Genomic DNA, 17668 nt, shown 5'->3' on the forward strand with positions numbered 1-17668 from the left:
AAGAAATAAGTTAAAAACACAGATTGATATGAAATGAAAGGTTTAAAATTCATCAAGTAATTCCTTTTCTTTGCTGGTGAGACTATCTAAGCCTTTTTCATTGATTTTGTCAAGTATCCTGTCTATATCTTTCTGCTTGTTGAATTTCCTGAGATTATATTCTTCGTCCTTACTCATATAGTCATTCCTTGAACTAAAAGAATTATTAATCAAGAGAATTTCAGGCATTGCCAGGATAAAATATAGGAATATAATAGTCGGTGTAAGAAGGCAAAGAATAGGTATATAATTGTAGAAAATTATTTCAGGGTTCATTGCTATTGCCACTAGCGTACCTGTAAGAGCACCTCCGAGATGTGCATCATGCCCGATATTTCCTGCATTAGATTTTATTCCATAAATGGAAATTGCAACAAATATCAAAGCAAATAACCAACCTGGGATTTGTGCGGGAATTAAGATTAAACCTATTGAGATTCCAGGAAATAGGGCAACAGAGGCAAATATTAACCCGCAAATTGCTCCAGAAGCACCAATGGCACTATAGTTTCCATGATTTCTATGAATATATAGTGCGAACAAACTTCCTCCCAAAAGACTCAAAAAGTAAATCATCAGGAATTGTCCTGACCCCATTTGACTTTCTAGTGCTTCTGAAAAAGAAAAGAAAGCGTAAAGGTTAAAAATCAGGTGAAACCAGTTTGCATGAAGGAAACCTGAAGTAAGTAATCTTTTATAGTCCTTGGAAGCTAAAATATTGTCTACCCTAAAAAGGTATTTTTCAAAAAAGACTTTGTCTTTAAACCCACGATAAGAGAAATATACCGTGAGAAACATAATAACAACACTAAATAATAATGCTGTGTTGGTTGAAAACTCTCCCATTTTTAATTGTTAGTTAAAAAAGATCCTATATAAAAATAAGAAATTTCAAGGAAAATTGCGAATGGGTAAGCGTTTTAACTTAGTACTTTTTGAACGATAAATAATTATGGTTTTTAAAGCTATCTATTATAAATCAGCAATTTCCCTTTTTATTTTTTCAAATTGGCTAGTCGTTATCTGTTTGAGTTCATCAAAATCTATTTGATTCATTTCATATAATAAAATAGCATTTTCAAGACTAAAAGTGCAGGCCTCAAGATATAAGATTTTTGTATGTAGTCTTCGTACATAGATGTAGTTTGTTTCTTTGTTTGTTTCCATAGCGTTTGAGTTTAAAAAGTTTAAATATAGGTATAATATTACACAATTCAAGTATTATAATACACAAATAGTGTTAAAATATACTTTACATGTGGTTATTTTTACCTTTAGATTTACCCTGTATCATGAAAGATCTTGGTAACATTTTAAAATCACTCAGAATCTCTAAGGGAATAAGCCAGGACGCTCTAGCTTTTGAAATAGAGATTTCACTTTCCACCTATTCAAAATTGGAAAGGGGGTTAGGAGACATAACACTTTCCAAGCTTGAAAAACTTGCTGCTTTTTATGGGATGGATGTAGTAGAAGTTCTTTTGTATGGTTCCAGCTCTTCGGCTGTTCCTAATATTTGTAAAAAGCTAATTGAAGAAAAGGATAAAGAAATCATGAACCTTCAAAAAGATTTGATTGAAGCTTTGAAAAAGAAGATGTAGCTCAGATTTTTTAGATTTTTTCGCACAAATACTTGACAGTCAGTATGGATTTATATTTTTCATAGGTTTTTATTGTTTTCTAAGGGAGAAAATAGTTTTTACATATAACTTTACTCATATCTTTTATTTTTATAGATTTAACATGTTGTAAATAAATATTTTAATCATAATTTAACCGCCAGTAAAAAATGATTGATTTATCTCTCGTTGGGAAACGCCTAAAGCAATTTCTAGATACGAAAAGGATGAAAATTAATGAGTTAGGGAAAGCCAGTGATACAGCCGGAACCCAAATTTATAACATTATAAAGGGAAAGAAATACGGAGTTGACAAATTTATCAGTGTCGTGCGGGAGGTGCCGGATCTTAATCTTTATTGGTTATTGTTTGAGGAAGGGGAAATGTACAAAAATGACCATGTGGCTTCGGACATTAAAGATAAACCCGAGTATCTGAAAATGGAAATTGAAAATTTGAAGTCCCTCATCAGTTACCAGGAGCTCACTCTTAATGTTTATAAGAAGTCCTTGGAAATGGCGGTTTCTACCAATGAAGATCTTAAAGAATTACTTGATTTTTATCAGAAGTTAATAGAAAAGGAAAAGGACGGCTAGTAGATTTTTATAAAAATGGTTACAGCTATGGAAATTAATATTAAAACTTGTGATAACGGGGAGGCTGTTACAAGAAAAAATGTCGAGATTATAAAAGTTGACGGGAAGATTTATGTCCAGATGGACAACTTGGATCATGGGGAAAATTTAATGATTTTGGCAGATTCACTTTCAGCTGAAATGGTAATACTCCAGGATCGGATCAGAGTCTTGGAAGAACGACTGCGCATGCTTGAATCAAACTCAGGCACAAATTTTTAATCGAATTTTTTACAATCAAAAGTGTGGAAAATTATTTTCAATTTCCAGGTAAATAAATAAACTTAATTTTTCGTTAACATTATAGGTTACTGGAAGTTGTCTAGTGTTTTTAATTGTTGTTTAACTTTTTTCTAAATCTTTTTGCTATGGATTTAAAACGCAATCAAACGAATGAGCTTTTTATAAGAAGGTTGCATACAAAAATACTTTATATTGAAGCGTGTGCATTTAGCCTAGAGAATGCTATTCTATTACACGAAATGGGCCAGATGACTTTTGAGGAGTTAGAAACCCATGTTGATGCTCAACTTAAAAAAATTGTAAAAGAAGTAAGGGTAGAGTAGATTGAAATTCCCTTATAACTGTGCGATTATTTAAGAGGAAGGAGTTTCATGGTTTTGACTTTCATCAAAAGTGTAGCTTTGGGTTCCTTTAATAAGGATGGTTGTTCGTGTGCTCTGCCATTTTGTTTTTCATGTTTTATAGAGTAATAACAGCTATGTAGAATTTCGCTTTGTACCTGTCAATGAATTGGGACAGAAGGGTAACATTTTCTTTCACGGCCTGTTTTACCGTGAAATAGAAATTTCAATGGAGCAGTTTTCCTATATATTTACGATTTTTTTTATCACGATTGGGCCTCTTAAAATCATTCCTTTATTCTATGGAATGACAATAGAGCTTGATGAAAAATCCCTTAAGAAGCTGGCAATGAAAGGTACATGGTTCTCGCTGATAATTATTCTTCTGCTGGCTCTTGTCGTCACACATATGTTGAAAGCATGGAGAATTTCTATCCCTTCTGTGACTGTTGCCGGAAGTATCTTATTATTTATTTCTTCATTAAAGATGATTCTGGCCTTTAAACCTCCCGGAGCTGGTGCTAAACATGCTGCAGAAAGTGATGAAAACAAACCTCACAGTCTTTCGCCTAAGGAGTTATCTATGATGGCTCTTTCTCCGCTCGCCATTCCTTTGATTATTTCTCCAATAGGCGTTGCAGCTATTATTGCTGGTGCAAGTCTGGCATTAGAAAACGGGATAGAGGCGGATCTGACAGTAGTAGGAGCTTTACTATTGATTGTATTTTTAAATGTTCTTTCAATGCTTTTCGCAAGGAAAATTATGAAAGTGGTAAGTGTCCCTGCTTTTTCAATAATAGGATGGATCTTTGCAATTCTTCAAGCAGCACTTGCTGTGCAGTTTATGGTAAATGCCTTGCACAAGTTGTTTCCCTGAAATTTTGGGCAATTCAAAATAAAAAAGGGCCACAAATGCAGCCCTTTTTTGGAGTTAAATTTATTTTTAATTATTTCTTTTTCTCCTGATCATGCTTTATAGAGTTGGCAATGATCTCCTCTGCCTGCTCATAAGAAACTCTTTTCGCAATAATCTCCTGCTTGTCGTTAAGAATATAAAGAACAGGCGTTGCATAGATATCATATTTATCTCTAAAGCTTATAGTATGATCCGGATCATAAACGTTGGTCCAGGTGAGATCATTTTTCTGGATGAAATTTACCCAGTCTTTGTATTTTCTATCAATATCCACTGCAAATACTGACAAACCTTTGTCCTTATATTTCAGATAAACTTCATAAAGTTTTGGAGTGGTCTTCTGACAGTGACCACAATTTGGATCCCAGAAGTATACAAAAGTATATTTTGATTTCTGATCACGGAGTCTGTGGTAAGTACCTGTAGAATCTTTAAGCATCAGATCAGGTGCTTTTTTGCCTAATAGAAGAGGCTCTAAAATGTCTGCTCTTTGTACAATTTTCGCCAGTGTTTCTTTGTCTACCCAGTATGCTTTACCTGTTTTGTAGTATTTTTTTACCATATGCACAAATACAGCATCGGCTCCCATTAGCTGAGAAGTTTCATGTTTGGTCGTGATATACCAAACAGTGTATTTGAATACCTCTTTGTTTGCTTCTGACTTTTTAATAAGATTATCTGCTGCGGCATTGATAGAATCTACATTTGGATAAACAAGATTCTCGAAGTATTCTTTTAGTTTTTCATGATAAACCGGGGTTCTTGTGATTCTATCATCAGAGAAATCAATGTTATCAAAATAATGGTCTTTATAAAATCTATAGGTGAAGAGAGAATCGCCCTTTGCTTTTGCCGCTGCTTCATCTGCAGGAGGAACCTCAACCGGCATCATTGCTTTGAATAGTTTTGCTACAAAAGTTTTAGGGTTATTATTAATGACGCTAAGTCTGTAATCATTTATCTCTTTGCTAACAGCTTTCATTTTATCTTTGACGTCTGTAGAATCTTTTTTAGATTTTGCATCCGCAAGGCTTTTCTGAAGCTTGTTCATCTCTTCTCCTTTCGGGTTAAGAAATTTCAGATAATCGTAAAAGAGGGTATTTTCCGCTGAGCCGATAACTTTCATGTTTTTTACATAATCAGCGGTATCCGTTTCCATACCGAATTTCTGCTCGTTGATAAGCACTTCAAAATATCTTTTATCAGGAAGTACCACCAGGTAAATACCGCCCTCAAGGGGAGTTTTACCTTCAAAAGTAAAATTTCCTTTTGAATCGACTTTTGCCGTGTCTTTCAAATATTGTTTGTCACCAAAATGGTAAGCAAGGAGGCATGTGGTATCTTTAATGCCCTTCACTTTTACCTTAATAGAATAAGCCGGAGGAGTTCCGCCTGCAAACGCATTGACTACGAACAGGGAGAACAATAAAAGTAGTGTGTTTCTAACTCGCATAGTTAATATAAATCAGTATTTATGAACGCAAAATTAATAATAGTGCTTTATGAAAAAAGGGTTTATTCCCTAAACGCTATCTTTATGAATTGTTTTGGATTTGAAATGACATTTTTTATGCCAGATGAGAGTAATTATAAATACATTTTAATTCTATGAAATATTTTTTTCTTTATTAAAATTTATTTGGCCTATTGGGGCCTGCTTTCGCATTTTTCTCTTTTTGTTTGATCAGTTTTGATAATATTTCATCTGCTTGTTGAGGGGTAACTCTTTTGGCTATAATATTCTGATTTATATCCAGAATATAAAGAACAGATGTAGCAGAAATATCATATTTAATTCTCAGGGCAGATATTTGGTTGTAATCATAAACATTGGTCCAGGTAAGGTCATATTTTTGAATAAAATTTAGCCAGTCAGAAGAATTGTTGCCCATATTTATTGCAAATACGGATAAGTCGTTTTCTTTATGTTTTTGATAAACTTTATTAAGCGCCAGAGTCATTTGCTGGCTTTGGGGGGAATCAGGGTACCAGAAATAAACAAATGTAAATCTGGATTTTTGGTCTTGTAGCTTTCTGCACGTACCTGTTGAATCCTTTATTGCCAAATCAAAAGTTTTTTTTGATTTTAAAACAAGTGAATTCGCCCTGTTTATAATCTTCTCAAGAATTTGCGGGTCAACCCAAAAGGCTTTTCCTGTTTCGTAGTATTTTTTTACCATATGTATAAATACTAGTTCAGCCCCAGGCGTTGGAGAAGTTTCGTACTTTGTTGTAATGTACCAGACTGTATATTTGAAAATTTCTTTGTTGGGCTCCGTCTTTTTTAAAAGCTTGTCACTGGAGGCAATGATTGAATCAGCATTTTTGCTGACAATGGTTTCAAAATATTCTTTTAGTTTCTTATGATATAGGGGAGTCCTTACGATCCTTCCATCTGAAAAATCAATTTGGTCGAAATAGTGATCTCTTTGGAATTGCTTTCTGAAAATAGAGTCGCTTATTGCTTTTTCTGATGGCAGAACCTGTATTGGTATCATTGCCTGAAATATTTTCGCTACAAAAGTGTTGGGATGGTTTTTAATTACATTCAATCTATAATCATTTATATCCTTCAATTCTCCTTCTTTACTACTTTCATACGCAAAATTTTCTTGTTGTTTGACGAATTCATTGTTTTTGGAAATGAGAAAATTAAGGTAATTATAAAAAATGGTATTCTCTTCTGATCCAGTGATCTTCATGTTTTTCACGTAGTCTGCAGTATCAGTTTCCATCTTAAAATTCTGTTCATTTACAATTATTTCAAAATAGCTTTTGTCGGGAAGCACTACAAGATAGGCTCCACCATCTAGAGGATTATTGCCTTCAAAAGTAAAGTTGCCCTCTGCATCGACCTTAGCTGTGTCTTTAAGGTATTTCTTGTCACCATAGTGGTATGCAAGGAAGCAAGAGGTATTGGAAAGGCCGTTAACCTTGAATTTAAAAGAATAAGTTGGTTGACCTTCACTTGCAAGGGCTACAACAGCAAAATGAAGAATCACAAAAAAAATCAGGTGTTTTGATTTCATTATTATCAAACGAACCATTTATTAGGAGTATTTTAACTCCTTAATAAGAGTTTAGGTGAAATTGGTAACATCTAAAAATGCTAGGAATGGAAAGTTTTACTAAAATTCTAATTAAATCAATTTCTTAAAATATTATTCAGCTCTTTCTCCAGTTTCAAAGCAAGCGGAATAAGGATCTCATCTTCAACCATTGAGTGTTTCTGAAGATCTTTTGAAAAAATCTCAAGTTGAATCAAAAATATTCTATACGCCATTACCGGCTCTCGTTGGTCTGCTGCTGCAAGTATGATTTCTTTTATACTTTCAAGACCTTTTTCATGGTCATCATGACTATGAATGAAGGTTGAAATAGAGTATTTGCTCAGCTTGCTATGCACGTCAAATTTAAACCCGTGAAGTTTAATGGATTGCAGATATTCTATATAAGGGAAAAGTTCAAGCTCTTCTTCCCAGATATGCTTGATAAGGTCTTCTTTATAAGTAAGAAAAAGCGAACCCGAATGCACCAGAGAAGGATAGCCAGGGGCATATTCTCTGATGAGGTTTTCTATAGAAAGCTCAATTTCAGGAAGTTTTTTACTCAGATAATACTCATGGGTCTTTTTCAGATAATTGAGTATAGATGTGAGACTAAATGACATCAGTTCCTGAGTAGGAAAATCTGTATTCTCATCAAAAGCTTTCAGAATCCCAATTACAAAGTCCGGATTCTCTCCATTTAAAAGACAAGCTTGTTGTACACTCACATTCCATGAAGGCAGCTTAAAATTGAATCTCTCCACTACACTTTGCAGAAGTCTGTTTTGAGAAATTATGTCTTTTAAAGGGGTGTCTTTTGTAATCATTTCCGTTAATGATAATTAAACTTTAACCATCCCAACAGAAGCCGAAGCTGCTCCCGACGTTCTACTAATTTTAAAAATTTTATTCAAAATCTTCACAATAGCAGAACTCGGCATGAGGTACTTTTCTTTAAATTTAAACAAATAAAGCCTTCTGTAAAATAAATCTTTTTATAATCTTTTTTCTTGCCATCACATTTCGTCAAAAGACAACAACGTTGTTTTCCGAACAACATTTCTTTTACAAATACCTTTAAGTCAGCTTTCTGGCAATACAGCTTTTCATTTTAATTTAAACTCAAATTACTCGTTTGTCATTGAAAAAAATCCTATTTATCATTATAATCAATCATTTAATTTGTCTTCTGACAAATTGATTAACAAGGACATTTTTTTAATGCTTAATCCTGATTAAAGATTTTTTTCGATAAAGTCACTCATTTTCTTATATAAATGGAACCTAGTATAGCCTCCATAAATGCCATGGTTCTTGTTGGTATAATAAAATAACTCAAATTGCTTATTGCTGTTCACTAACGCATCTGTCATCATCATCGAATTCTGAAGGTGCACATTGTCATCAGCAGTTCCATGAACCAGAAGGTAGTTGCCTTTTAGTTTTGCAGTATGGGTCAGTGGGGAATATTTGTCATAGCCTTCCGGATTTTCTTGTGGAAGTCCCAGGTAACGTTCTGTATAAATGGTATCATAAAATCTCCAATTAGTAACAGGGGCGACTGCTATACCGGTTTTAAAGTAATCAGCGCCGAGGGTCATAGCAAGTGAAGAAAGATAACCCCCATAGCTCCAGCCGAAGATTCCGATGCGACTGCCATCTACATAGTTGAGACTGGAAATATATTTTGCAGAAGAAATAAGGTCTTCTGTCTCAAATTTCCCGAGGCTGTTTTGGGTAATTTTTTTTATCAAGGCTCCTCTTCCGCCGCAACCTCTCGGATCCACACTGACTATGATATACCCTTTTGCAGCCAAAGCCTGAAACCAGTAATAGTTGGGGCCCATCCACTCATTTTTAACAGTCTGAAATCCCGGACCACCGTATACATAAAACATTACAGGTAACTTCTTCCCAGCAGCAATTTCTTTTGGCTTAATCATCCAGCCATCAAAAGAATCTCCGTTTGCAGATTTAAACTGGAAAAACTCAGGTTCAATAATTGAAAATGCCGCCATCCTCTGAAGCAATTCCTTATTTTCTGTAACCGGACGAACTTCTTTTCCTGATTTATTAAATATCGAAGCAACATGTGGAGTGCTGATTGTACTAAAGATATCTAGATAAAAATTCTTATTGGAGCTCATTTCTATTTCATGAGTTCCTTTGCCTTCACTTAGTTGTTTTTTGCTCTTGCCATCGAAACCTATGGTATAAAATTGTCTTTCCAACGGTGACGTTTCGGCAGAGGTATAAAAGATCTTTTGTGTTGCTTCATCAATTCCTGAAATTTTCTCCACTTCCCAGTTGCCGCGGGTAATTTGTCGAACTTCCTTTCCTTCAAGATTATACAGGTAAATGTGTCTGAATCCTGATTTTTCGCTTGTTAAAACAAAGTGTTTGTTGTCGGCCAAATAGGTGAGGTTGTCATTAATCTCAATATAAGTATCAGATTTTTCTTCATAAGCTGTGTATAGTTTACCTGTAGAAACATCAGCATGTAAAATTTCCATGTGGTTTTGCAGTCTGTTCATTCTTATGAAGCTCACCAATGAAGGGTTTTTGGTCCATTGAAGCCTTGGAATGTAAAGGTCTTGTCCTTTTCCTGAGAATATTTCCTTGGTTTTATTGTCTTCTGTAGAATAACAGGAAACTGTAATTTCTGAATTTCTTTCGCCTGCTTTTGGATATTTGAATCTATAATCTGTAGGATAAAGACCATCCCAAAGTTGCATATTGTATTCTTTTACTTCCGATTCATCAAAAGTCAGAAAGGCGATCTTTTTACTGTCCTCTGACCAGGAAAAAGCTTTGGTAATTTCAAATTCTTCCTCATATACCCAGTCTGTACTTCCATTAATGATTTTATTGATCATTCCGGAAAATGTGATCCTGGTTTCTTTTCCGTCTGCGATAGATGTAAAGTACAGATCATTGTTTTTTACATATGCTACTTTCTTTCCATCCGGAGAAAAAGTAGGATAGGCAATTTTTTCTGATGAGGAGAGGGGTATAGCTTTTTTGGAAGAAAGGTTAATGAGATAAAAAATACTTTTGGAAGATCTTCGGTAAATTGGCTCTGTTGCCGAGGCAATCAGGAGCATGCTTTCGTCAGGACTAAAAAAATATTCTTCTATATTTATCTGAGGTTGAATAGTTATTTCTGTAGAAGTAAATATGGTTTTAACTTGATTTCCATTTTTGGCATCAAATTGGATGATGCGCTGAGTTGTTTCATCGCTGACCAGTTCGGTATAGTAGGAATCATTTTTCATCCAGGAAAACCCCTGAGGGATTTCCGGACGGAAGGTGCCTTTGAGCCAGATATCTTCTATCCCGATAGGTTTTTTAGACTGAGAGTAAACTAAGTGAGTGAAAAATATTAAACTGAATACAAAAAATCTTTTTAACATAGTTTTAATAAGTTATTATTTCTTTGTGGTTACTTAAACAAAATATGAAGCTATCGGTTTAAAAATAGGTAATTTTTATTCCGTTTTTGAAACATTTTCCTAAAACATGAGTAACAGAAAAAGTTATATATTTACCCTTAAATTAATTTAACCTTAAAACAATTTAACAATTAAAAAAAGTATGAAAAAAATCTCAAAATTCTTTTCAATGCTGGCGTTCGCGGCTGTTGCACTTTTATCTAGCTGTTCTGATGATGATGATCCGAAACCAGCACCAAGCCTTGAGTTCATTGCAGGACCAGGACTAACAACTGGGGACGTTACTTTAGCACCAGGTTCTACTTTGAATGTAAAATGGGTTGCTAACAAAGGAGATAAAGACATGGAAACTTTTACTGTAACAAGAGAAGGACTGATATTGCCAGATTATGCTCCAGATGGTGCAAATTCAAATCCATTTACATTGAAAGGTTCTAATCAGAATACTTACCAAGATCAGCTAACTACTACAGTTCCTACTAATCCTGGAGTATATGCATATGTTTTCACTGTTACTGATAAAAATGGTAATTCAACAAGTAAAACTATCAAAGTTACTGCAGGCACTGTTCAAACTGGTGAGATCAGCACATTCACTGCAACAATACTTGGTAACGAAAATCACGCAACTATTGGAAGCTTCTATGATGCAGAGGCTAATCTAGTATACACTCAGGCAAATGCTAAAACAAATGCTTCTCTAATTGACTTTGTATTTTATCATGGACAAACTAACGGAGCTTCAATGGCTGCTCCTAGTAATTCAGATGCAGCAGCAGTTTTTACAGGTCTTACAACTTGGTCAGTAAGAAATGCTACAAAATTTAAATCTACTAGCTTAACACAAGCAGATTTTAATGCTGTAACTGGAGCGAATGTTCTTGCTGATAATGCATCAGGTGCGACTGATACACAAGTTACAAATCTTGCTGTTGGAAAAGTATTTGCCTTTACTACAGTTGGTGGAAAATCTGGTTTAGCTTATGTTAAAGCACTTTCGGGTTCTGCTACCGCCTCTGGTACAATCACAATTGATGTAAAAATTCAAAAATAATCCCCAGGGAATTATTCAAAGATAAGAAAGGCTACCTTATTAAAGGTAGCCTTTTTTTTAGTTATTTTTTCATATTTAAAACCCAAGATATAAGAAGTCTTCTTAATAACTCAAATCAAATTACTCAATTCAAACGGTTTATTATTTGAGGAATTTAAAGTTAAAAACTAATGATCATCTCATTTTTGGATCACTAAACAATAAGAATATGTTAATGATTTTAATGGTTTACGTTTTTGTAATAATCCTTGTGACTGGTTTTCTAACTATGGTCATCGGCCTATTAATGAAACCACGATTTAATGAAATAACAAAAAGCGGAATAATAATAATGCCCTTCCTGTCGGGTATATTGTTTTAATTTCAGTTTTGGGGTTTGTACAATATATGATTGATTTGTTATTTTAATTTTTTTAAAAGAAAAAACCGAAGAGATTATTTTCGTTTGGTAATAAACAGCATTTGCTCTTTTAATTTATATGAAGGGACTCATTCCCCAAGCATTCAATAAAAATCTGTTCCGAAATTTTATTCGGGATACTGCTAGCATTCGTCTAATCGTAATCAGCTTTGCCTTGCTTACAGCAATATTTTTTGTGTTCTTTCATAAAGAAGAATTGGTACTTTTCCCTTCTGACAAAAAGCTGAATGTAAATTTTTATACTGATATAAATGATAATGGATTGTCCACAGTATTGAGTTCAAACCAGAACGACTCAGTTATAGGTTTTCACTTCATGCTTAAGAAAGGATTTGTTTTGCCTTATGCTGGGATTAATGTTGCAAAACCTGCATATCAGATCTTGGATGTTTCAGGATATAACCGATTGGAAGTTGAAGTTTCTTCAAAAAATGTATCGGATCTCGTTATCTATTTAGTTACAAAGGATCAAAATGTTAAAGATACTACTCACAGGCTCAGAGACAGGCATTCCTCAGCAAATGTTGAAATCAGAGATAAAAGACAGACACTTTTGCTGAAATTTAAAGAATTTTCTACTCCAGACTGGTGGTATACTGCTATTGGTCAGCCTAAAAGTGATTTTTCCGAGCCGGAATGGAATAGATTAAATCAACTTTCTTTTGCAACAGGTCTAAATCCTAAAGTCGAAATAGAAGGTTCTTTGGAATTATATGGACTGCGTTTTTATCGGGACAATACCAATGTTCTGATAGCTATGTCAGTTAGTGAATTTTTTATTTTTATTGGTTTGTTTCTTCGATTTTATTCAAAAGGAAAAAAATCGGAACAAAAGACAGATCCTGTTAACATTCGATATAAGCCAGTCGCAGTTGACGAAAAGCCTGAAACTGGCTACAATTTCCTCGACTACATCAATGAAAATTTTAATAATGCAGAATTAGATCTTTCTCAAATTTCTAAAGCAACAGGTGTAAATCAGAGATTTATTTCAGATACCATTTCGGAGAAATTTCAGTGCAACTTTAAAACCTATGTAAATCAGATCAGAATAAATGAGGCAAAAAGGCTTTTGAAAGAATCAGATCTTAACATTGGTGAAATTGCTTATTCAGTAGGCTTTAGCAGTCCGGGAAGTTTTAACAGGGTATTCAAAAGTATGACAGGCAAAACACCAACTGAATTTCAGGAATCTTCTGAATAATAATTAATTACACTTTTTGTGAAGTGTTTTTCGGGTTTTGTGAATAGTTAAAGTTGGAAACATACCATATTGTATAGCACATTATTGTATGACTTATTCTAACCTATTCACATGTATATGAAAAGAAAAATACTGTTTGTATTAAGCTTACTCTTTATAGTTTTCAATTCTTATTGTCAGGATTTTGTAAAAAGGGAAGGCAAAAAGCTCAAATTTAAAGGAGAGGAAATTTACCTGCGCGGAATGGCTTTTGGAAATGTTGTTTATGTTGATAACCTGTCTCCTTCACTTCACCATTCAGAAATAGATTTACAAAGGGTTCATAATCTTGGAATGAATGCCATCCGATTTTATTTAAATTATAAAACGTTTGAAGATGATGCGAATCCTTATATCTATAAGCAAAGCGGATGGGACTGGATTGATAAAAATGTGCAATGGGCAAAAAAGAACGGGATATTTTTAATATTGAACATGCACGTCCCGCAGGGAGGATATCAATCTAGGTGTGAAGGTGGAGCATTATGGACAAATCTAGAAAACCAAAAACGGCTTTCAGCTCTTTGGAAAGCAATTGCTGATCGCTACAAAGATGAACCACAAATTGGTGCATACGATATTTTGAATGAGCCAACACCGCTGGGAAGTATGCAAAACTGGAGCAATCTCGCCCAAAAGATTATAGACAGTATCAGAAGTGTAGATAATAATCACCTAATTGTTACAGAAAGAGCACTTGCCTTAGATTGCGATTATGGTTACTCTGATGTAAACAATAACTATCCTCAGATTACAGAAGATAATCTGATGTATACGGTTCATTTGTATGACCCTTTTGAATATACACATCAGAGTCTTGATTGGGCAAATACCGGTGACGGAGGTAAATATCCTGATGAAGACATTATTACACCTCCTTCGGATGCCACTTATTTTACCGGTAACTATACCAATCCTTCGATAAGCACAGGTAATAGTGACTGGAAATATTATACAGGAAAACCCTTTACTGTTTCAGACGATAAAATTTTAATGGGAAGAGTTGTATTTGTATCCAATAAAATCGGAACGGGTAAAGTTTACTTTGATGATTTCGTGCTGAAAGAGTTGGACGGGAATGGCAATGAAATCAGAACCATCTTTTCTGTAAATCCTACTTCAGGAACATACTGGTGGTATTCAGCAGATGGTTCAGGGGCATATTCAGAAGAAAAATCAGTTGGTCATAACGATAATTATTCGGTAGCAATTTCCGGAAATAAAGCGGCCGCATCTGTCATTTGCCCCAATTTTGGATTTAGGGCAATAAAAGGTCATAAATATATAATAAGTGGCTGGATGAAGGGTGATAACATTCCATCTGGAGCAACAGCATCTATTACGACTGAATTTTATAATTCTCCTTCCAATGCTCCATTGGGAGCCAGAAACTACCAATATCTGGTAGAAAAAATTACAGCTTATTCAAAATACATTGAAGACAAAGGTTTTCCTGTATATTTTGGAGAATTTGGCGCTGCCAGAAACTGTTTTGTAAATGATAAAGGCGGAGACAAATGGGTAGCAGATGCAATGCACATATTTGATAGTTTGGGGTATCATTTTACCTACCATTCTTACAAGGAATCTTCATTCGGATTATATGATGGATGGGACAAGCCCGTGGACACGACCACTATTAATACCGCCCTTGAAAGAGTTTTCAGAGAATTCTTCGGTACGACCACGGGTCTTTTTTTACCTAGCAAAGAGTCTAAATCTTCTTTGTTGCTTTATCCAAATCCAGGAAGCGAATATCTGAATATCGGTAACCCTGAGAATATGAATATATCCAGGATTGACATCTGTGATATGTTAGGTAATGTGATGATTACATCAGGTGCTTGGACTCAAGTGGATATTCATATGTTGCCCAAAGGGAGTTACATTGTATTGATGCATCATTCGGGTGGAATATTGCACGGAAAGTGGGTTAAGCAATAATCTCAAAAAAATTGAAATGGTCCCCATATTGGGGACCATTTTTAATTTTTGACACAATAAATCTTGTGTTCCATTTTTGTTAAAACGCAGAGCATTCTTATAATTATCAGAATACTTCAACCTTAAAGGTGTAACTGCCATTTTGAGTTTCTATTGTTGCGAAAAGAAGCCCTTTCATTTGCGTTTGTATATTTGATGCATCATCAAAGGTCTCTCTTTGACCTAAACTGTTCGTCAATATCACTTGCTGAACCGAGATGGCATTTTCTATAGCAAAGCTTCCGTTTGACGGGTTGGGATAGGGTTTGAATAAAGCCTTTTGTTCAATTTGTATATTAGCCACTATCGAAATTTTAGACGGGTCCAGCTTTATCTTACGAAAACCAAATTCATCTTTCAAAAGAAGATTATTATCAGAAGTTTTTGTATAGCCATAATCTGCATATGGCAATGAGCTTACCTCATCATAACTTATTTGAAAATCTAAGTCTGGAGTGCCGTCCGATTTAAGTCTCATGATCTTAGAGGCACAATCTGAATAAGGACCTATATTAGGACATTCAGTCACTGTGTACACCATCTGATTATCATCAAGAAAAACTGTGTTTTGAACAAATCTGACCTTTGATGATGTAGTATCAATTTCCAAATCATGATAGGTAAGTTCAAGTACTCCATTATCGGCGAAACTATTATCCATGCTTCCATCCGCATTGATCCGCATTTGTGTGATAGCGGCAGAATTAGTGCTCCAGTTTTTTGTATAGGCTCCTCCAACCAGTATTTTGCCATCCGGCTGAAGGTTCATACTTAGTTCTGGATTTATGTAGGAGATCGCATAACTAACCGTTCCTCCATTGCCAAAGCTCACATCATTACTTCCGTCATTATTCAGTCTGAAGAAAGTTATTTTATTTGATTTAACTTCTGCATCATAAGTCGTTCTCAGATCCATTGAGGTCATGCCAATGACAATTTTTCCATCCGGTTGTACGATGCCACAATTAAGCTGCTCAATGTAATTGTTGTCATGTGGAATAGTAACCAGTCCTTTTATTCCAAATCCCTCGTCTGCTGAACCATTCTGATTTAATTTTAATATAAAATATTCATAAGTTGAGTCTCCTTTATATTTTCTTCCCAAAAGGACAATTTTTTTGTCTTGCGCAACAAGGATTTGGGAGAAGCAATCTATTGAATCAATTTCAATAACATTCCTTGGTATGAAGGAATAGTCAGGGCTTCCATCATTATTAAGTCGGACCATTGAGAATCTATTGATTATTTTGGAAGTGTCAACTCCTATTAATAAAAGTTTGTCTCCCTGATAGACTGCTCCAGCTTCATCAAAGTCTTTAGTCAAGGTTAAATCATCGTATCGGAGAATCCCCTTTCTTCCGAAAGATTCGTCAAGCCAGTTCTTTTGGGCGAATGTATCTGTACATAATAAGCTAATGCTAAGAATGGCAACAGCATATAGTGGTCTTAATGTCTTTTTCATTTTTTTGTCAGATTAATTTTTGAACTTGTTATTCGTCCCGATTTCAGATGGCGCCCGCTGAAGTTTAGAACATGTTTAAATTATTATGCCGTTTGATTTTTTATAATCTTGATTGGCAGTTCCTGAGACAAATGAATACAGTGAGATGTTACAGTGAATGCAAAAAATTAATTAAAAAGTTTTTAATGATATCAGCGTATAGCAGAGCCTTATGCTTTATGATCATTAGATAATTCTGATTTAAGATTAATGTGAAGTCAACCCATGATTTTTGAATATTCTGTATTTAATATTCAACTCAAACTGTTTGCTAAAGCGCTCCATAGGGTCATACAAATATTGGAAATTTACAGGTGAATAGTTAAGCTGAAATGTAATAGACTCACCTTGATAGCCGACCATGATGCCTGGCATTACTCCCCATATAATTTTTTTGTATTTAAAGTTTAGATTGATTAGTAGGGAGAACTTTTTATAGCCTTTAATATCGAAGTTCCTCACTCTCACAAGTAAAGTAGGCGTAAAGACGAACTTGGATTTATTGCTTCTTTTTAAAACGCAGCCTGCCTGAAATAAGAAGTAGGGAAATTGGTAATAAACTTCATTATGCTTTCCTTTTGATTTATAATAAACCTGGGATGAGTAGCCTATGAAGTAATTTTTTGTGTTGAGTAAAATGCCAATAGTGTATTTGTATTTTTCAAGATTATAATTTGCTTCTGGGTACAGGTAAAGTTGACTAAACTTAGTATTTATAGTCAGGTTAGTATATTCAATACTGAAACCTGGAGCAAGTGTATATTTTCCCTGAAAGGAAATTTTCGGAGAAATGGCAGCAAGGAAATTATAGCCATTTACAGAGGAGTTATAATATCCCGGAATATAATCGGCATTGAGAAAGGATCCATAATCATATTCTGCAGGTTCTATTGATTCCCCCATATAAGCTGTCTGAAAACCAATACCCGTGGATATTTTTTGAATAAAATGATCATAAGAAAAAGCTGTAGAATGCAAAGATTTTGTGGCTATCTGAAATTCATTCCTGCCTGATTTAGGTTGTGTTGCGGCATATATTGATAACCGTCCTCCTCCTGTAAAGCCAGCATTGGCAGGGTTGTATTTCAAAGGCAATGCAGTGATCTGACTTTGTGCCTGCAAATTTTGAAAGAAGCCACACAGAAATGCAAAAATTAAGTAGAACTTCATTGGT

The 17668-nt window shown here is 34.6% G+C and carries 16 protein-coding genes; 8 read left to right on the plus strand and 8 right to left on the minus strand.

Annotated features, from left to right (window positions below):
- Positions 1–42: 42 nt before the first annotated feature.
- Both J7604_RS00710 and J7604_RS00715 read right to left on the minus strand, forming a co-directional pair.
- Positions 43–885 (minus strand): rhomboid family intramembrane serine protease, encoded by an 843-nt coding sequence (locus J7604_RS00710; protein WP_293889866.1) that lies wholly within the window; start codon positions 883–885, stop codon positions 43–45.
- A 126-nt stretch (positions 886–1011) separates the two neighbouring features.
- Positions 1012–1206, minus strand: coding sequence for a hypothetical protein (locus J7604_RS00715; RefSeq protein WP_293889868.1), 195 nt, complete (start codon positions 1204–1206; stop codon positions 1012–1014).
- Between the two features lie 89 nt (positions 1207–1295).
- Between J7604_RS00715 and J7604_RS00720 the strand changes: the two genes are divergently transcribed.
- The 5 genes from J7604_RS00720 to J7604_RS00740 all read left to right on the plus strand — a co-directional run bounded on the left by J7604_RS00720 (position 1296) and on the right by J7604_RS00740 (position 3754).
- Positions 1296–1640 (plus strand): helix-turn-helix transcriptional regulator, encoded by a 345-nt coding sequence (locus J7604_RS00720; RefSeq protein WP_293889870.1) that lies wholly within the window; start codon positions 1296–1298, stop codon positions 1638–1640.
- A gap of 188 nt (positions 1641–1828) precedes the next feature.
- Entirely contained in the window at positions 1829–2254 is a 426-nt protein-coding gene (locus J7604_RS00725; RefSeq protein WP_293889872.1) for a hypothetical protein, read from the plus strand.
- Positions 2255–2281: 27 nt separating this feature from the next.
- Complete coding sequence (locus tag J7604_RS00730) at positions 2282–2515, plus strand: hypothetical protein (RefSeq protein WP_293889874.1); 234 nt, start codon at positions 2282–2284, stop codon at positions 2513–2515.
- A gap of 146 nt (positions 2516–2661) precedes the next feature.
- Positions 2662–2859: a hypothetical protein gene (locus tag J7604_RS00735; RefSeq protein ID WP_293889876.1), complete on the plus strand. Its 198-nt coding sequence runs from the start codon at positions 2662–2664 to the stop codon at positions 2857–2859.
- A 247-nt stretch (positions 2860–3106) separates the two neighbouring features.
- Positions 3107–3754: a MarC family protein gene (locus J7604_RS00740; RefSeq protein ID WP_293889878.1), complete on the plus strand. Its 648-nt coding sequence runs from the start codon at positions 3107–3109 to the stop codon at positions 3752–3754.
- A gap of 70 nt (positions 3755–3824) precedes the next feature.
- On the opposite strand, the gene J7604_RS00745 is transcribed toward J7604_RS00740, so the two are convergent.
- The 4 genes from J7604_RS00745 to J7604_RS00760 form a co-directional block, all read right to left on the minus strand.
- Complete coding sequence (locus J7604_RS00745) at positions 3825–5246, minus strand: redoxin domain-containing protein (RefSeq protein WP_293889880.1); 1422 nt, start codon at positions 5244–5246, stop codon at positions 3825–3827.
- Between the two features lie 175 nt (positions 5247–5421).
- On the minus strand, positions 5422–6822 hold the full coding sequence (locus J7604_RS00750; protein WP_293889882.1) for a TlpA family protein disulfide reductase: 1401 nt from the start codon (positions 6820–6822) through the stop codon (positions 5422–5424).
- Positions 6823–6938: 116 nt separating this feature from the next.
- Positions 6939–7667, minus strand: a complete 729-nt coding sequence (locus J7604_RS00755; RefSeq protein ID WP_293889884.1) for a hypothetical protein — start codon at positions 7665–7667, stop codon at positions 6939–6941.
- A gap of 408 nt (positions 7668–8075) precedes the next feature.
- Positions 8076–10253, minus strand: coding sequence for a S9 family peptidase (locus J7604_RS00760; RefSeq protein WP_293889886.1), 2178 nt, complete (start codon positions 10251–10253; stop codon positions 8076–8078).
- Positions 10254–10434: 181 nt separating this feature from the next.
- Between J7604_RS00760 and J7604_RS00765 the strand changes: the two genes are divergently transcribed.
- The 3 genes from J7604_RS00765 to J7604_RS00775 all read left to right on the plus strand — a co-directional run bounded on the left by J7604_RS00765 (position 10435) and on the right by J7604_RS00775 (position 14954).
- Positions 10435–11346 (plus strand): hypothetical protein, encoded by a 912-nt coding sequence (locus tag J7604_RS00765; RefSeq protein WP_293889888.1) that lies wholly within the window; start codon positions 10435–10437, stop codon positions 11344–11346.
- Between the two features lie 479 nt (positions 11347–11825).
- Positions 11826–12971, plus strand: a complete 1146-nt coding sequence (locus J7604_RS00770; protein ID WP_293889890.1) for an AraC family transcriptional regulator — start codon at positions 11826–11828, stop codon at positions 12969–12971.
- Positions 12972–13088: 117 nt separating this feature from the next.
- The gene (locus J7604_RS00775; protein ID WP_293889892.1) at positions 13089–14954 is read left to right on the plus strand and encodes a cellulase family glycosylhydrolase; all 1866 of its coding nucleotides are present in this window, start codon (positions 13089–13091) and stop codon (positions 14952–14954) included.
- Positions 14955–15060: 106 nt separating this feature from the next.
- On the opposite strand, the gene J7604_RS00780 is transcribed toward J7604_RS00775, so the two are convergent.
- Together J7604_RS00780 and J7604_RS00785 are read right to left on the minus strand one after the other, a co-directional pair.
- Complete coding sequence (locus J7604_RS00780) at positions 15061–16455, minus strand: hypothetical protein (protein ID WP_293889894.1); 1395 nt, start codon at positions 16453–16455, stop codon at positions 15061–15063.
- Positions 16456–16701: 246 nt separating this feature from the next.
- A complete protein-coding gene (locus J7604_RS00785; RefSeq protein WP_293889896.1) occupies positions 16702–17664 on the minus strand; it encodes a hypothetical protein in 963 nt (320 codons plus the stop codon).
- Positions 17665–17668 lie beyond the last annotated feature (4 nt).

Source organism: Sporocytophaga sp. (genome assembly GCF_017745095.1).
Lineage (GTDB): Bacteria > Bacteroidota > Bacteroidia > Cytophagales > Cytophagaceae > Sporocytophaga.

Bases quoted from the DNA above. Each gene is read 5' to 3' on its own strand.
- J7604_RS00710 (WP_293889866.1), bottom strand. From the start codon at position 885: ATGGGAGAGTTTTCAACCAACACAGCATTATTATTTAGTGTTGTTATT.
- J7604_RS00715 (WP_293889868.1), bottom strand. From the start codon at position 1,206: ATGGAAACAAACAAAGAAACAAACTACATCTATGTACGAAGACTACAT.
- J7604_RS00720 (WP_293889870.1), top strand. From the start codon at position 1,296: ATGTGGTTATTTTTACCTTTAGATTTACCCTGTATCATGAAAGATCTT.
- J7604_RS00725 (WP_293889872.1), top strand. From the start codon at position 1,829: ATGATTGATTTATCTCTCGTTGGGAAACGCCTAAAGCAATTTCTAGAT.
- J7604_RS00730 (WP_293889874.1), top strand. From the start codon at position 2,282: ATGGAAATTAATATTAAAACTTGTGATAACGGGGAGGCTGTTACAAGA.
- J7604_RS00735 (WP_293889876.1), top strand. From the start codon at position 2,662: ATGGATTTAAAACGCAATCAAACGAATGAGCTTTTTATAAGAAGGTTG.
- J7604_RS00740 (WP_293889878.1), top strand. From the start codon at position 3,107: ATGGAGCAGTTTTCCTATATATTTACGATTTTTTTTATCACGATTGGG.
- J7604_RS00745 (WP_293889880.1), bottom strand. From the start codon at position 5,246: ATGCGAGTTAGAAACACACTACTTTTATTGTTCTCCCTGTTCGTAGTC.
- J7604_RS00750 (WP_293889882.1), bottom strand. From the start codon at position 6,822: ATGAAATCAAAACACCTGATTTTTTTTGTGATTCTTCATTTTGCTGTT.
- J7604_RS00755 (WP_293889884.1), bottom strand. From the start codon at position 7,667: ATGATTACAAAAGACACCCCTTTAAAAGACATAATTTCTCAAAACAGA.
- J7604_RS00760 (WP_293889886.1), bottom strand. From the start codon at position 10,253: ATGTTAAAAAGATTTTTTGTATTCAGTTTAATATTTTTCACTCACTTA.
- J7604_RS00765 (WP_293889888.1), top strand. From the start codon at position 10,435: ATGAAAAAAATCTCAAAATTCTTTTCAATGCTGGCGTTCGCGGCTGTT.
- J7604_RS00770 (WP_293889890.1), top strand. From the start codon at position 11,826: ATGAAGGGACTCATTCCCCAAGCATTCAATAAAAATCTGTTCCGAAAT.
- J7604_RS00775 (WP_293889892.1), top strand. From the start codon at position 13,089: ATGAAAAGAAAAATACTGTTTGTATTAAGCTTACTCTTTATAGTTTTC.
- J7604_RS00780 (WP_293889894.1), bottom strand. From the start codon at position 16,455: ATGAAAAAGACATTAAGACCACTATATGCTGTTGCCATTCTTAGCATT.
- J7604_RS00785 (WP_293889896.1), bottom strand. From the start codon at position 17,664: ATGAAGTTCTACTTAATTTTTGCATTTCTGTGTGGCTTCTTTCAAAAT.